Annotated in this window: 13 protein-coding genes; 5 read left to right on the top strand and 8 right to left on the bottom strand. The window is 33.7% G+C overall.

The genetic code is table 11. The annotated features are described in order from the left end of the window. Window positions 1-335: 335 nt before the first annotated feature. Window positions 336-2444 carry an OmpA family protein gene (locus tag B8963_RS03575; protein WP_084060018.1) on the top strand — a complete coding sequence of 703 codons (2109 nt, stop codon included), beginning with the start codon at window positions 336-338 and terminating at the stop codon, window positions 2442-2444. Window positions 2445-2516: 72 nt separating this feature from the next. On the opposite strand, the gene B8963_RS03570 is transcribed toward B8963_RS03575, so the two are convergent. The 7 genes from B8963_RS03570 to B8963_RS03540 all read right to left on the bottom strand — a co-directional run bounded on the left by B8963_RS03570 (window position 2517) and on the right by B8963_RS03540 (window position 11502). Beyond that, on the bottom strand, window positions 2517-3257 hold the full coding sequence (locus B8963_RS03570) for a succinate dehydrogenase/fumarate reductase iron-sulfur subunit (protein WP_084060017.1): 741 nt from the start codon (window positions 3255-3257) through the stop codon (window positions 2517-2519). 10 nt (window positions 3258-3267) lie between these two features. Beyond that, entirely contained in the window at window positions 3268-5268 is a 2001-nt protein-coding gene (locus B8963_RS03565) for a fumarate reductase/succinate dehydrogenase flavoprotein subunit (protein ID WP_084060016.1), read from the bottom strand. 12 nt (window positions 5269-5280) lie between these two features. Then, the gene (locus B8963_RS03560; protein ID WP_084060015.1) at window positions 5281-5958 is read right to left on the bottom strand and encodes a succinate dehydrogenase cytochrome b subunit; all 678 of its coding nucleotides are present in this window, start codon (window positions 5956-5958) and stop codon (window positions 5281-5283) included. Window positions 5959-6551: 593 nt separating this feature from the next. Then, window positions 6552-7562: a hypothetical protein gene (locus B8963_RS03555; RefSeq protein WP_084060014.1), complete on the bottom strand. Its 1011-nt coding sequence runs from the start codon at window positions 7560-7562 to the stop codon at window positions 6552-6554. A gap of 345 nt (window positions 7563-7907) precedes the next feature. After that, complete coding sequence (locus tag B8963_RS03550) at window positions 7908-8294, bottom strand: DUF2721 domain-containing protein (protein WP_084060013.1); 387 nt, start codon at window positions 8292-8294, stop codon at window positions 7908-7910. Window positions 8295-8303: 9 nt separating this feature from the next. Continuing rightward, window positions 8304-8642 (bottom strand): cupin domain-containing protein, encoded by a 339-nt coding sequence (locus tag B8963_RS03545; RefSeq protein WP_084060713.1) that lies wholly within the window; start codon window positions 8640-8642, stop codon window positions 8304-8306. 10 nt (window positions 8643-8652) lie between these two features. Further along, the gene (locus tag B8963_RS03540) at window positions 8653-11502 is read right to left on the bottom strand and encodes a beta propeller repeat protein (RefSeq protein WP_084060012.1); all 2850 of its coding nucleotides are present in this window, start codon (window positions 11500-11502) and stop codon (window positions 8653-8655) included. A 223-nt stretch (window positions 11503-11725) separates the two neighbouring features. Here B8963_RS03540 and B8963_RS03535 point away from each other — a divergent pair, with 223 nt between their 5' ends. From B8963_RS03535 to B8963_RS03525, 3 genes are all read left to right on the top strand, one after another. Continuing rightward, entirely contained in the window at window positions 11726-12022 is a 297-nt protein-coding gene (locus tag B8963_RS03535) for a hypothetical protein (RefSeq protein WP_084060011.1), read from the top strand. A gap of 140 nt (window positions 12023-12162) precedes the next feature. Next, entirely contained in the window at window positions 12163-13455 is a 1293-nt protein-coding gene (locus B8963_RS03530) for an aminopeptidase P family protein (protein ID WP_084060010.1), read from the top strand. Between the two features lie 15 nt (window positions 13456-13470). Then, the gene (locus B8963_RS03525) at window positions 13471-14286 is read left to right on the top strand and encodes an amidohydrolase family protein (protein ID WP_084060009.1); all 816 of its coding nucleotides are present in this window, start codon (window positions 13471-13473) and stop codon (window positions 14284-14286) included. A gap of 52 nt (window positions 14287-14338) precedes the next feature. Here the strand turns inward: B8963_RS03525 and B8963_RS03520 are convergent, their stop codons facing one another. Then, window positions 14339-14935: a fasciclin domain-containing protein gene (locus B8963_RS03520; RefSeq protein ID WP_084060008.1), complete on the bottom strand. Its 597-nt coding sequence runs from the start codon at window positions 14933-14935 to the stop codon at window positions 14339-14341. A gap of 194 nt (window positions 14936-15129) precedes the next feature. On the opposite strand from B8963_RS03520, the gene B8963_RS03515 reads away from it, so the two are divergent. Continuing rightward, complete coding sequence (locus tag B8963_RS03515; protein ID WP_084060007.1) at window positions 15130-15744, top strand: MarC family protein; 615 nt, start codon at window positions 15130-15132, stop codon at window positions 15742-15744. Window position 15745: the final 1 nt, after the last annotated feature.

Genomic DNA, 15745 nt, shown 5'->3' with positions numbered 1-15745 from the left:
AACCACATTAAACTAGTTCTGGCACTACTCATAATCACCTTTACACAACATAAAATGTTGATTTTGTGCAACATATTATATTTTTGATTAACAACGTTTAGCCTTCGGTACTTGGTTGCGCTTGATATTGTAACACAATATTTAGTGTGATATATTGAAGTAGGCCTGATTTATATACGAAACAGTTAAACTAAACGTTAATAAACATAGTAAAACATATCAATAAATAATATAACCAAATTTAATGCAAGAAGGCATCGGGTTTTCCGCTGTCTCCAATTTATTACATTAGAGAATAAGTTAATACCCCAAAGATTCTTCTAATTCTACCTACCATGAAAAAAATTCTTTTAGCATCACTTTTACTTGTCAATTTTAGTATGTGGGGACAATCCCGCACTACTACAAATTTGCAAAGTTCAGGTGGTCAAAAAACTATTAATCAGTCAGAAACAAAGCAAGTTGCGATTGAAGACGTAACCATTGAAATGCTTAATGCTTTGCGCGAAAAGGACAATTTAGAAAATGTTCTTCCTAATAAAGAAAACCCTAATGCTTCTAAGTTAGTTCAAAAAGCCGATGCATATTTTAATAAAATGTGGTATGCCGAAGCTGCTGAGCTTTATGAAAAGGCATTAGAGGATAAGAAGAATTATTCTTTTGAAATATTGAAAAAGGCTGGGGATTCGTATTATTACAATACCAACATGCAAAAGGCATACGAGTGGTATGATGTACTTTATAATGAGTACAAAGACAATATGACGGCTGATAATTACTTTAAATATGCACACACATTAAAAGGTACAGGAAAATACGGCAAGGCCAAAAGGTTAATGCGTTTGTACAACAGAATGGAGAAAAAGGAACTTGAAGAAGTTGATGTAGATGAAAAAACCCAAAATGAAATTGTACTTGACGGTATTATAGATGCTAATGATAAGTTTAAAATTAATGGAGTTGCAATAAATACGGAATACTCCGATTTTTCTCCTATGTATTACGGTGATGACCAAGTGGTTTATGCTTCCTCAAAAGATTCTTCTGTTTTTGCTACAAGAAAATATAAATGGAATGATCAGCCTTTTCTTGATTTATATGTGTCAAAAATTAATGAAGAATCGGATGATTTAAAGAATTCAATCAAATTCTCTAAAAAAATCAATTCAAAATACCACGAGGCTTCAGTTACTTTTTCGCCAGATAATAAAACCATGTATTTTACGCGAAATAACTATGGGAAGAAACTTAAAAGAGATAAAAACGGTGTAAATCATTTAAAAATATACAAATCAACTAAAGTAGGGGATGAATGGACCGAGCCTACAGAATTACCATTTAATAGTGATAATTATTCTACGGGTCATCCAGCGTTAAGCCCTGACGGTAAGTTGCTGTATTTTGTTTCAGATATGCCTGGTAGTATAGGTGAGTCAGATATTTTTGTTGCTGATGTTTTGGCAGATGGTACGTATTCTGAAGCCAGAAATTTGGGGCCAGAAATAAATACAGAAAAGAAAGAAATGTTTCCTTTTGTAACGGGTAATAAATTATATTTTTCTTCTAATGGTCACGTAGGTTTGGGTGGTTTAGATGTTTTTGAAGTAGCTTATAATCAAGACGGATTTAAAGAAGTAAAGAATGTTGGAAAACCTGTAAATAGTAATAAAGACGATTTTTCATACATTATAAATGCTGCAGGTAGCAAAGGATATTTTGCATCTAACAGAGAAGGCGGAAAGGGAGATGATGATATTTATTCTTTTGAAAAATTAGTTATAGATAACGTAACCAACTCGGCAATAGCGGGTATCGTAACAGAATTGGTAACTGGAGAAACAATGCCAAGAGCCTTAGTAATGTTATTAGATGAGAACAATATTAAGCTTAAAGAAATAGAAACTAATGATGATGGTAGCTTTGTATTTGAAGATTTAGAAGGCGATAAAAAATACATCATTAGAACGGAAAGACAAGGGTATTTTGAAGATATACAAAATACGACTACGAAAGTGGAAGAAACAGCAATGGTTGATGTATCCTTAAGAAGACTAGAAGAACTTATAGCAATAGAAAACGGTATCAAAAAGCTTAAAACTGATATGATTTACTTCGATTTTGATAAGTCTTATATTCGTGACGATGCATCAAAAGAGTTAGACAAGTTAGTTGAGGTAATGAACGAGTATCCGAAAATGGTTATTAAAATTGAATCTCATACCGATAGTAGAGGAGCACAAGCATATAACAGATACTTATCAGATAAGCGTGCGAAAGCATCTAGAGATTATATAATTTCTCAAGGTATTGATGCTGCTCGTATTGAAAGCGCCATTGGTTACGGTGAAGACAAGTTACTTAATGAATGTAACGGTAGTGTAAGATGTACTAGAGAACAACATGAACTTAACAGACGTTCTGAATTTATAATCGTAAAAATGTAATTAATAAAACAATAGTTAAACTAAAAAACCCAAGCAATTGCTTGGGTTTTTTAGTTTAATATAACGAATGGTTTATATATTTGCTTTCAATAGCTCTCTGTTCATACGAGCTATATTCTCTAAGGAAATACCTTTAGGGCATTCCACTTCACATGCTCCTGTATTGGTACAGTTACCAAACCCTTCAAGATCCATTTGAGCAACCATATTTCTAACACGATCAGCAGCCTCTATTTGACCTTGTGGCAATAATGCATATTGCGATACTTTTGCGCCTACAAAAAGCATTGCTGAAGCATTTTTACAACTTGCTACACAAGCACCACATCCAATACAGGTTGCAGCATCCATAGCCTCGTCTGCCGCGTGCTTAGAAATAGGAATAGAATTAGCATCTTGAGTGTTTCCAGATGTATTTACTGAAATATAACCACCGGCATGCTGAATGCGGTCAAAAGCACTTCTATCAACTACTAAATCCTTTATTACAGGAAATGCTTTTGCTCTAAATGGCTCTATAGTTATCGTATCACCATCTTTAAACATACGCATGTGCAATTGGCATGTTGTAACTCCTCTATCTGGTCCGTGTGCTTCTCCATTAATATACATAGAACACATTCCACAAATACCTTCACGACAATCGTGATCAAATGCTACAGGTTCTTTACCAGAATTTACCAATTGTTCGTTAAGAACATCCATCATTTCTAAAAAAGACATGTGTTCAGATATTTCTGTCACTTTGTAATCGACCATTTTCCCCTTGTCGTTTGCGTCTGCTTGACGCCAAATTTTAAGTGTTAAGTTCATACTATCTTTTTTATTTATAACTTCTTTCTTTAACTTCTATATTTTCGTAGATCAGCTCTTCTTTATGTAAAACTGCATCTTTTGGTTCCCCTTTATATTCCCAAGCAGAGACAAACTGAAATTCTTTCATTCTTTTAGCTTCACCATCTTCTGTTTGGTATTCTTCTCTAAAGTGTCCACCAGCAGATTCTTCTCTTACCAAAGCATCTTTAGCAAATAATTCACCTAACTCTAAGAAATCGGCTACTCTACCAGCTTTTGCTAATTGTTCATTATATTCAGTAGCAGTTCCTGGTACGTTTACGTTTTGCCAAAAGTCTTTTCTAAGTGCCGATATCTCTTCAATAGCTTCTTTAAGTCCTTCTGCGTTACGTGACATACCACATTTATCCCACATGATTTTACCCAATTTTTTATGGTAATAATCTACAGAGTGTTGACCCTTATTATTTAAAAAGAAGTTGATTCTATCTGTAACTTCTTTTTCAGCAGCATCAAATTCTGGGGTGTTTGTTGGTATTTTTCCAGTTCTAATATCGTTAGATAAGTAGTCTCCAATAGTATATGGCAATACAAAATACCCATCGGCTAAACCTTGCATTAATGCAGAAGCACCCAATCTATTTGCTCCATGATCAGAGAAGTTTGCTTCTCCAATAGCGTAACATCCTGGTATGGTTGTCATTAAATTATAATCAACCCAAACACCGCCCATAGTATAATGTACTGCAGGATAAATCATCATTGGTGTTTTGTAAGGATCTTGATCAACAATTTTTTCATACATCTGAAAAAGGTTACCATATTTTGCTTTTACAATAGCGGCACCTAATTCGTATATTTTTTCAGCAGAAGCATTGGTGATATTATGAATTTTTGCTTGTTCTTTTCCATAACGTTCAATAGCTGAAGCAAAATCTAAATAAACCGCTTCACCAGTTGCATTTACACCATAACCAGCATCACAACGCTCTTTTGCTGCTCTTGAAGCAACATCACGTGGCACCAAGTTACCAAAAGCCGGATATCTACGCTCTAAGTAGTAATCTCTTTCATCTTCTGATAAGTCTGTTGGTTTTTTCTTTCCTTCACGTATTGCTTTTACATCATCTAAGTTTTTCGGAACCCAAATACGTCCGTCATTACGTAATGACTCCGACATTAAGGTTAATTTAGATTGATAATCACCTGAACGTGGAATACACGTTGGGTGAATTTGTGTATAACAAGGGTTTGCAAAAAACGCCCCTTTCTTATGTATTTTCCAAGCTGCAGTTACATTTGAACCCATGGCATTGGTAGATAAGAAATACACATTTCCGTAACCACCTGAAGCAATTACTACAGCGTGAGCAGAATGACGCTCAATTTCTCCGGTAACTAAATTACGAGCAATAATTCCACGAGCTTTGCCATCTATTTTTACAATATCTAACATTTCATGGCGGTTGAACGGGGTAATTTTACCACGAGCAATTTGTCTGTTCATTGCAGAATATGCACCTAATAATAATTGTTGTCCTGTTTGTCCTTTTGCGTAGAATGTACGTGAAACTAATACCCCACCAAAAGAACGGTTATCCAATAGTCCGCCATAATCACGTGCAAAAGGCACACCCTGTGCAACACATTGGTCAATAATATTTGTAGAAACTTCAGCTAAACGGTATACGTTGGCTTCGCGAGAACGGTAATCACCACCTTTTACGGTATCGTAAAATAAGCGGTAGGTAGAATCCCCATCGCCTTGATAGTTTTTAGCCGCATTTATACCACCTTGAGCGGCAATAGAGTGCGCTCTTCTAGGAGAATCTTGATAACAAAATGTTTTCACATTGTAACCAAGTTCTGCTAAAGTTGCAGCAGCAGAACCACCAGCTAAACCTGTACCTACAACAATAACATCTATATTACGCTTGTTAGCAGGGTTAACTAAATCAATATGATCTTTATAGTTGGTCCATTTATCCTTTAATGGGCCTTTTGGTACTTTTGAGTCTAATACAGACATAAGTAAATAGTATTAATGGTTAAAATGATGATAAAGTGCAATAAGTACAAATCCTAGTGGAACTAGAATTGCATAAGCCTTACCAATATTTTTCATAACTTTTTTTCTTCCTACTGGCGCTCCAACCGACTGGAATGCCGAGTTAAATCCGTGTTGAAGGTGTAGCGACAAAAACACAAAGGCTATTATGTAAGCTCCAACTCTAATCGGACTGACAAATTTATGTGTTAGTTCTTCGTAATAACGAAAGCCTTCACCATCTGCCAATAATCCAGACATGTCGCCTTGAATGTATTTGGTATTGATTTCTGGCAACCAAAAATCAATAAAGTGAAGCACTAAAAAGGCTAGAATTGCCAATCCGCTATAAATCATGTTTCTACTCATCCAGCTAGAATTAGCTGCTCCGTTGTTCTTTGCGTATTTTACTGCTCTGGCATTTCTGTTTTTAATTTCTAGAATAAAACCCATCACAAAATGATAAATAACTCCAAAGATTAAAACAGGTTGCAATACATATTGAACAGCCCAAAAAGTACCCATAAAGTGAGAGGCTTCGTTGAAAGCGTTGGCGCTAAAAACTGATAATAAATTGATTGCAAGATGCTGAAGTAGAAAAAACATTAAAAAGAAAGCAGAAAGTGCCATTGCATACTTTCTACCGATCGAAGATTTAAAAAATCCGCTCATTAGTTTAGTTTTTTATACAAATTTACTGCACAGACAAGTTATTAACAAACTTTAATGGGGATTACTGGTCTTATTTAGAATCAAAATAAGTAAAATACAATTGTCTAATGTTTTCAATACTTTCGAAAAGAGTATTTTTATTTTTCCTCGCCAATTTTTATTCAAATATGTTTTAGGAGAAAACGTTTTCGTGAATTATAACAAACTCATTGGTATAAAGGCTTTTTTTTAACAGGCATTTGTAATGTGTTGGATGCGTTTTAAAGGATGTAATCTGCATTTAAACCAAATAGTACTATTCTGTACATTGTTTACAAAACAAAAAACAAACTGTGTGGTTTAAAATGCGCTAAAGTTAACTCTAACTCATTCTTTTTTTCTCTTTTTCAAAATATTAGCATTATTCAACGTTTTACATCCCCCGTCCTGCGGGCAGCCTCTTGTAAGGGGTAATTTATACGTTAACAATTCCCCCTTACAAGGGGGTTAGGGGGATGTTTTACGCCTAGTTATTATTTACTATTTTCATATTATACTAACTTATCTATTGCCGGCACGAGCGTAACGCTCGCGCTAGCGGGGATTTTTTGCTGTTATATTGATTCCTCTTTCTCAAAAACGTGCAAGGTTCCTCCTGCTGTTAATACAGCAATCATAAAATCATTTACCTTAATTTTTTCTATATGCAACCAATTATCTGGATTAGATTCTTTATTATCATCTTTTAAAAATTCATGAGTATCTAATATTTGATACGTTTCTAAATCTAGAATTGCTAATACACTAGCAATAAAAGTTGCTCCTTGCTGTATGGCTAAGTATAATTTATTGTTATGAATAACACTAGATTCATGTTTTATACTCCAATTAGGTTTGTGGAAAATTGTATTTAAAACTATTTGTTTACCAGTATTTGCATTTATATTGTAAATACTTAAGGTTTGGGTATTATTAAAAATACCAGAAGTTGCCACTATACTTGTATCATTATTGTTATACAAAAACCCTTTTAATAATGGTAGCTTTTGAACAAGTTCTCCTGTGATTGTATTTATTACAATACTACCAATAGGGTTTTGGTCTTTATTAGCAAACGATAAAAATAATAAGGTATTTACAACTAATAATTTATTTGTTAGCAAATATGCTGTTGTATCATTAATTATAACTTTCCAATCTGTATTCCATAATTCTTCACCTGTATTTAAATTATGGCCACTAATAAAATTATCACCATAGCACAAATAAATATTTTTTAGAATTAAATGAATGCTTCTATCTTCATAAAAAAAACTTGAAAATAAAGTGTTGTTAGTTTTATAATCAAATAAATAAAAATTATCACTATCCGTATAAAGAAGAATATTATTGTAATGAATTCCGGAAAAATATTTTCCTTTCATCTTATTCAAATATTCTAACTTCTTATTCTTATTTAAGTAAAAATCTTTAGAAGAAAAAACATTACTACTAATACTATATATATTAGATGAAGGATAAACATATTTATCTTCATTTAAATAAAAAAAACCATTAGATAAATAGCCTACATATCTATTTAAAATATATTTATTTACTTTTTCTATTTTATTTAAAAATTTCATCGAAAATCTCTTTATTATCTAATTCATTAGTAAAGAAATCAATAAAGTTATCTTCATTGATTTGGTTGATTTTTCCCGCTCCGCAAAGTCTCCTGACTTTGAGGCTATTATGTTCAAACTTGCTAATAATGTTCATAGTGTAAAAATCAATTTATTTTTGAATTTTCATCCAATCTACTACTGTAGCAGTAATAAAATGTGCTTTGTCTTGTTCTCTAATGATATAACCTTCTTTCATGTTTTTTAATTTACTTTAATCTTTTCGACGCTGTTTGTTCCTCAAAGTCGGGAGACTTTGCGGAGCGGCTACACGAGCTTTAAGCCACTATATTTACATTTAAAAAATCACTCCAAATCTTTTAACTGAATAGCCAATGCTTTGGTCGAAAGCTGTACTTCTATAAATGATAAAACCAAAGAAATTATTAAAGCCAAAAGGCTAAAACCAAAAACCAAATTAGCCCAGAAATTAAGTTGTACATAAATTAATGACATGGTGATTACTGCTAATAAAAAGCTTAAAATGGCAGTTGCTTGCATATTTTTTATGATGGATAATCGTTTACTTAGTTTTTTAACTTGTAAACTCACAGATGAGGATCCGGTTTCTTGATATTGTTTATGCAATTGCCTAATTAGAGCGGCAATAGCTAAATAACGTGCATTGTACGCCAACATGGTTAACGAAATTGCGGGAAAAAGCAAGGCAGGAATGCTTAAAGTTAAATTCATAGGAGTGTATTAATCTGTGGCAATACCAAAATAGAGCCATTCTACATTTTCTTGAAAGGGATTGCTTTGGGCGTGTATTTCGCCTGGTTCAATAGTGATACAATCACCAGGTTGTACAAGTATTTTTTGGTTATTTACAACAAATTCGGCTTGGCCTTTTTGTATGTAAAACACTTCAAACATTGTATCATGTTTATGAAGCTCGACAAATTGTCCGGGAGTAAAAACAGCACTACCAAACATCATAAGTTGTGGTATTTCACCCGATCCAATAAATACTTTTTTCTTTATTTCTGGATTGTGAGAAACCCCTAATTCAGGTAATGTAGTGCTGTGTGTTAGTTTCATTTTTTGTAATTTATTCAATCTCAAATGGCACTTTTTCTTTTAGACCATTGCCGTCTAGTACCATTTCATATTTCCCTTTTGGCAAATAGGTTTTACCATCGTTAGCTTCCTTTAATTCGGTTTTTACCTTTTTTAAATATGAAGATTTACCTGATTTTGAAAATGCTAAATCATACGATACCACATTAAAACCTTTGTCTGCATTTACAGTTGTAGCACTAACAGGAATACCATTTTTCGTAACTATTGTTGCATTGTAAACACCTGCTTTTGTGGTATAAAAAGTAATGTCTAAACCTGGCGTTTGTGGCTTTCCCCAAGTACTCCAAGAAGAACCCCATCTATTAGAATGTTTTATTTTTTCTGGTTGAAAAGCATAGAAAGACTTTGATAGCATAGCTGCATTCATTGCTTCTAGTTGAGCAATATCAGTCTTATAAATGCTACGTCCGTGTGTTCCTACCAATAAATGCTTTGCTTCTGGCTGTATCACCAAATCATGAACTGCTACATTAGGAATACCGTTTTGAAAAACTTCCCAAGAATCACCTTGATTAAAAGAAGCATATAACCCATTATCGGTTCCTACAAAAAGTAGATTTTCATTTATAGGATCTTCTAAAATCACATTTACTGGCGAAGCAGGAATGTTAGCCGCTATGTTAGTCCATGTTTTACCGTAGTTATCACTTTTAAACACGTAAGCTGTAAAATTGTCATTTCTATACCCATTTAAAGTGGCATAAACTCTTTCTTTCTTATGCTTAGACGCCGCTACACGAGAAACCCACAAATCTTTTGGTAAATTGGTAGATATATTCTCCCAATTGCCACCTCCGTTTTGTGTAACTTGAATATAACCATCATCACTACCTGTATAAATTAGACCAAATTTAAAAGGAGATTCAGAAATGGTAGTTAAAGTGCCATAGGCCACATTACCTGCCTTGCCACCTTGCGTTAAATCTGGCGAAATGGTTTCCCAATCATCTCCTTGGTTTAAAGATCTGTGTAGTTTGTTGCCTCCTAAATAAAGAATATCTTGATTGTGTGACGATAATAAAATTGGAGTTTGCCAATTAAATCTATAGGGTGTTTCTCCTAATTCGTGTTTGGGTTGAATGTATTTTTGTTTGTCATTGGCAACATCTAGTCTAAAATAATTTCCAAATTGATATCCTGTATAAACAATGTTAGCGTTTCTATTATCTATTTGAACTTGCATGCCGTCACCACCCATGATAGATTTCCACGGATAATCCCCACTCTGGTGCCATTCGGTGGATTCTTTAGCAGTATGTGCTCCTTTCCATACGCCATTATCTTGTAAGCCACCATACACATTATAGGGTTTTTCATTGTCTACATTTATGGCATAAAACTGACCAACGGATGGGGAGTTGTTCTTTATCCAACTAGCGCCGTCATCATAGGTTATATTTACGCCACCATCATTACCATTAATTAAATGTCCTGATTTTTTCGGATTAATCCACAAAGCATGATGATCTGCATGAACATTGTCACCGTTAATTGACGTATACGTTTTTCCACCATCATCAGACTTAATAATGGGCACTCCAGCTAAGTATATTTTATTTACATTGCTTGGATCTACATTTATTTGTGCAAAATAATATCCGTAGCTGTAAAATAGGTCATCTATATAATTTATGTTTTGCTTGCTCCATGTTTTTCCATCATCATTAGATTTATAAACCTCAGCGCCAATTACCGGAGTATCGAATAACATAGCGTTTGCGTCTTCTAAATATTTAGCTAAATCTACTGGTTTTACGGAACCGCTTCTCACCAATTGTTTTACATTATCGGCGCGATATTTTTCTTGAAAACCATTGGTTTTAAGAAACTCGTTTAATTTTTTATCCTCTAAATTCAGTAGTTGATCAACAGACATGTTTTTAAAATCGTCTTTAGAAAGATTTTCAGATTTTTTAGGAGAACTATCATCAGTAGGTCTTCTAAATTGGTTGTCATGAACAGCATAAACTGTATTGTCATCAAAAACGGCTAGCCCAATTCTTCCAACACCATCACCCGTTGGGAAACCACTTTCTGCAGTAGAAACTTTCACCCAAGTGTTACCAGCGTCAGTACTTTTATAAATTCCAGAACCGTTTCCGTTTCCGATAAAATCCCAAGCTTTTCTATCTTTTTCCCACGCAGCCGCATACATTACAGAAAAACTATTTGGAGCCACAGCCACATCAATAATTCCGGCTGCATCATTTACATATAAAGTTTTAACCCAGGTTTTTCCACCATCTGTAGTTTTATAAATACCTCGGTTTTCATTTGGGGTGTATAAATGTCCGGTAACACCAACAATGACTTCATTGGCATTATTAGGGTTGAGAATAATTCTACCAATATGGTGCGAGTCTGTTAAACCCATATTTTGCCAAGTTTCGCCTTTGTCAGTAGACTTTAAAATACCAATTCCGGCATACGAAGATCTTGAGGCATTGTTTTCTCCCGTTCCTACCCATATGGTTCCATTTTTCCAATCTACCGCAATATCTCCAACATTTTGAGTATCAGAATTGTCTAAAACAGGGGTGAAAGTAGTGCCATTGTTAGCGGTATACCATAAACCACCTGAGGCATAGCCTACGTAAAATTCAGTTGGGTTTTCTGGGTTAACATCAACATCTACCACACGGCCACTCATAACTGTAGGACCAATATTTGTAAATGGTATATTTTTTACGATGGAATTTTTACTTAACTGTGATTTTTGCTGCAAAGCCGTTTCAACGTTGTCTGAAGAAGTTGCGGCTATTTGAGAAAAACCTAAAGTTGCACTAAAGAGTAAAGTAATTAAGATTGATTTGTTCATGGTCTTTGAATTGGAATTAGTCAATGGAAAGTTAACAAATCTCAAATTAAGATGAACTATATGACAACTATTTAAGTGCTAAGCTTAAAAATAGCTTCTTATTAGATTCTAATTAAATTCATAATATTTAATTGATAAAGTAATAAATTAACAATTCTAATTGTTTTAGTCGCAAAAATGTTGTTAATTTATTGAAATCTAACCAATTAAATATAAAAACAACATGGAAGAGTACTTACCTTTAATTATTCAACTTGTTACCGGTGCCATAGGCGGTAATGTTGCAGGAAAATTATTAAAAAACTTGTCTTTAGGAACTGTTGGAAATACCATTGCCGGTTTAGTTGGTGGTGGTTTAGGCGGACAACTACTTGGCATGTTAGGCATGGGAGCAGGTGCTGCTGCTGGAACAGATGCTATGGATGTGTCTAGTATTATTGGAAGTGTAGCTGGCGGTGGTGTTGGTGGCGGTGTCATCATGGCAATAGTCGGAGCTATCAAAAATGCCATGGCAAAATAATTACTAAATTTTTTAGCTTAAAAGAGGTTGCATTTTGCGCCTCTTTTTTTATGCCTATGATCTAATTTCTTTAATTACTTTTTAAGACTGTGTTTGGTCTGTTTATTAATTATTATTTTTGAAGAGACTAATTTTATACCATGAAGTACGATTTAATAAGCAACTCCCTTTTTATAAAAAACAGAAAAAAGTTTATGGCAAAAATGCTTCCTAAAAGCATTGCTGTTTTTAATTCTAATGATATATACCCAATAAGTGCGGATAGCACAATGCCTTTTGAGCAACATAGAGATATTTTTTATCTTTCTGGGGCTGATCAAGAAGAGACCATTTTATTACTTTTTCCTGATGCTATAAATAAAAAGCATAAAGAGATACTATTTGTTCGTGAAACTAACGAACATATTGCCATTTGGGAAGGTGAAAAACTAACCAAAGAAAAGGCTACATTGGTTTCAGGGATAGAAACTATTTACTGGCTGTCAGATTTTGATAAGATTTTTTTTGATTTAATGACCGAGGCCAACATCATTTATTTCAATACTAACGAACATTACCGTCAAGCCGTTGAAACGCAAACTAGAGAAGATAGGTTTATTCAGAAATGTAAGCTAGATTTTCCTGCGCATCAGTATGCTAAAAGTAATCCAATTTTACAGGAAATACGCGGGGTAAAAGAACCAGAAGAAATTGCACTTATGCAAACTGCCTGTAATATTACCGAAAAAGGCTTTAGAAGACTTCTTGGTTTTGTAAAACCAGATGTTTGGGAATATGAAATAGAAGCAGAATTATTACATGAATTTGTCCGTAACCGTTCTAAAGGGTTTGCCTACACGCCAATTATAGCTTCTGGGAACAATGCTAATGTATTGCATTATATAGAAAACAACCAGCAATGCAAATCGGGGGATTTAATATTAATGGATGTTGCTGCGGAATATGCCAATTATTCTAGCGATTTAACACGGACTATTCCAGTAAATGGCAAATTCACCAAAAGACAAAAAGAAGTATATAATGCGGTGCTTCGTGTAAAGAATGAAGCCACCAAAATGTTGGTTCCGGGTACCATTTGGGCAGAATACCATAAAGAAGTTGGGAAAATAATGACCTCAGAATTATTAGCTCTTGGATTGTTAGATAAAGCCGATATAAAAAACGAAAATCCGGAATGGCCAGCGTATAAAAAATACTTTATGCACGGTACCAGTCATCATATTGGATTAAATACCCATGATTATGGAGCCTTAAAAACACCAATGAAGGCTAATATGGTTTTTACGGTGGAACCGGGAATTTATATTCCTAATGAAAAAATGGGAATTAGATTGGAAGATGATGTTGTTATTCAAGAAAAAGGAGCTCCTTTTAACTTAATGCAAAACATTCCAATTGAAGCAGATGAAATAGAAAGTTTAATGAACGCTTAAGTTTAAAAAGTTAGCATGATAATAGACGTACACACCCACATAAACAATTACCACGAAGATCGCGTAGTTTCTCTCGAAGAATGCTTAAACAAGCTCGAAGAAACTATGTTAGAGAATAAAGTAGATTATTCTTTGGTTTTAACATCATACAAAGTCAATGAACATAGACCAAGTACCAAACAAGTAGTCGAAGCTATAGCAGGAAGAGATAACTTAGGAGTGGTTGCAGGAATAAGTTACTTGAATTATAATCATAGAGATTTACGTGAAATAGGTGATTATTTGGAACAAGGCTTAATAAAAGCATTAAAATTCTATCCAGGTTACGAGCCTTTTTACCCTAATGATATACGATTAAAAGTAGTGTATGAAATGGCATTGGAATATGATGTTCCAGTAATGTTCCATTCAGGCGATACGTATGCACCAACAGGCAGAATTAAATATTCGCACCCTATCCATATAGATGATTTAGCAGTGGATTTTCCTGATTTAAAAATAGTAATATGCCATGTGGGAAATCCATGGATAAAGGATTGTATGGAGGTAGTGTATAAAAACAAAAATGTATATGCCGATATTTCAGGGCTTGTACTAGGAGATTTTTCTTCTAAGTTCGAAAAATTTATGAAAAAGGGCATTGAAGAAATGATTACCTACGCTGGTAACCCAAAATATTTATTATACGGTACCGATTGGCCAATTTCTAATATGAAATCGTACTTAAAATTCATGAAAAACCTGAATATTCCTGAAGATAAAAAGGAACTTATTTTATGGCAAAATGCTGCAGAATTATATAAGATTGATGTTTCAAAACTTAAAAAATAAGAAAAACGACCCTAAATGGGTCGTTTTTTAATAAGGGGACATTTGAATTAAATTACATACCTGGCAAAACTACTGTGTCAATCACATGAATTACACCATTAGATTGGTTTACATCGGCAATAGTAATCGTGCTCATATTTCCGTTAGCATCAATAATTTTAATAGAATCTCCGCTTAGCATAAACTTTAAAACATTGCCTTGAACTGTTTTAAGTTCTGTTTTGCCTTTTCCCTTTTTTATAGCTTTTAAAAGATCTTGAGAAGAAAATTTACCCGCTAAAACATGGTAGGTAAGCACGGATTGTAACTTTTCTTTGTTTTCGGTCATTAATAAACTTTCCACGGTTCCTTTCGGAAGTTTGTCAAAAGCAGCATTCGTAGGGGCAAAAACAGTAAACGGACCTTCCGATTGCAATATCGTCACTAGATCCGCAGCTTTAACCGCGGCTACCAAAGTAGTATGGTCTTTAGAGTTTACAGCATTAGAAACAATATCTTTAGAAGGATACATTTCTGCGCCACCCACCATTTTTGTATCCATTTTCATTTTTTTGTCTTTTTTCATCGTCATTTCTTGCGCAAATGACAAGGTTGATGCCATTAAGAGTAAGGCAAGGCTAATTGATTTAAAATTTTTTAATGTTTTCATTGCTTTATTTTTTAAGATTATGCCTTACCTACGAAGTCTTTCTTTAGAGGGTTTTATTTTAATGAGCTTTGTGAAGATTTTAACAGATCAATTGCAGTATTTGTAGTTAATGTTTTTTTAATTTGATGAATCGCAAAAAAGAGGTATACAGTTTCCTTACTTTTAAGGAATAATAGTACGTTAGTTTATTGTATATGACCGAAATAATTACCACAATATTCTTTTTAATTGCAGTAATAGACCCTTTAGGATCTGTTCCAGTGTATTTAGAGGCCACAAAGAATTTTGATTTAAAGCACAAAAGAAAAATTGCGATGCGTGCATCGTTGATTGCTTTTTTAATATTATTATTCTTTATTGTAATTGGTCAATTAATACTAGAAGGCATGAAGGTGTCTTTAGATGCTTTTCAAATTTCTGGCGGTGTAATATTGTTTTTATTTGCGCTTACAATGATTTTTGGTGATGGCAAACCGGAGAACGAAAAAAGTAAAATAACGGATTATAAACATGTCTCTATTTTTCCAATCGCAATTCCATCGATCGCATCGCCAGGAGCAATAATGGCCGTGGTTTTAATGACAAATAATAATATTTACACCATAGAACAACAGGCGGTTACTACTGCGTTAGTTTTTGTAGTAATTATATTAACTTGTGTTTTATTATTAATAGCCAATGTTGTGCAAGAAAAAGTTGGAGAATATGGTATTACTGTAATTAGTAAAGTTATGGGATTAATACTGGCTTCCTACGCTATTCAAAGTATTTTAACTGGTTTAAAAGAGTTTTTTACCATTCTTCATTAAC

The sequence above is a fragment of the Cellulophaga tyrosinoxydans genome (assembly GCF_900176415.1).
Taxonomy (GTDB): domain Bacteria; phylum Bacteroidota; class Bacteroidia; order Flavobacteriales; family Flavobacteriaceae; genus Cellulophaga; species Cellulophaga tyrosinoxydans.
This window is presented reverse-complemented; position numbering and strand designations above follow the sequence as displayed.

Excerpts from the sequence above, each read along its gene's own strand:
- B8963_RS03555 (WP_084060014.1), bottom strand. The coding sequence starts at position 7,562 with ATGAAATTTTTAAATAAAATAGAAAAAGTAAATAAATATATTTTAAAT.
- B8963_RS03570 (WP_084060017.1), bottom strand. The coding sequence starts at position 3,257 with ATGAACTTAACACTTAAAATTTGGCGTCAAGCAGACGCAAACGACAAG.
- B8963_RS03560 (WP_084060015.1), bottom strand. The coding sequence starts at position 5,958 with ATGAGCGGATTTTTTAAATCTTCGATCGGTAGAAAGTATGCAATGGCA.
- B8963_RS03565 (WP_084060016.1), bottom strand. The coding sequence starts at position 5,268 with ATGTCTGTATTAGACTCAAAAGTACCAAAAGGCCCATTAAAGGATAAA.
- B8963_RS03520 (WP_084060008.1), bottom strand. The coding sequence starts at position 14,935 with ATGAAAACATTAAAAAATTTTAAATCAATTAGCCTTGCCTTACTCTTA.
- B8963_RS03575 (WP_084060018.1), top strand. The coding sequence starts at position 336 with ATGAAAAAAATTCTTTTAGCATCACTTTTACTTGTCAATTTTAGTATG.
- B8963_RS03550 (WP_084060013.1), bottom strand. The coding sequence starts at position 8,294 with ATGAATTTAACTTTAAGCATTCCTGCCTTGCTTTTTCCCGCAATTTCG.
- B8963_RS03515 (WP_084060007.1), top strand. The coding sequence starts at position 15,130 with ATGACCGAAATAATTACCACAATATTCTTTTTAATTGCAGTAATAGAC.
- B8963_RS03545 (WP_084060713.1), bottom strand. The coding sequence starts at position 8,642 with ATGAAACTAACACACAGCACTACATTACCTGAATTAGGGGTTTCTCAC.
- B8963_RS03525 (WP_084060009.1), top strand. The coding sequence starts at position 13,471 with ATGATAATAGACGTACACACCCACATAAACAATTACCACGAAGATCGC.
- B8963_RS03530 (WP_084060010.1), top strand. The coding sequence starts at position 12,163 with ATGAAGTACGATTTAATAAGCAACTCCCTTTTTATAAAAAACAGAAAA.
- B8963_RS03535 (WP_084060011.1), top strand. The coding sequence starts at position 11,726 with ATGGAAGAGTACTTACCTTTAATTATTCAACTTGTTACCGGTGCCATA.
- B8963_RS03540 (WP_084060012.1), bottom strand. The coding sequence starts at position 11,502 with ATGAACAAATCAATCTTAATTACTTTACTCTTTAGTGCAACTTTAGGT.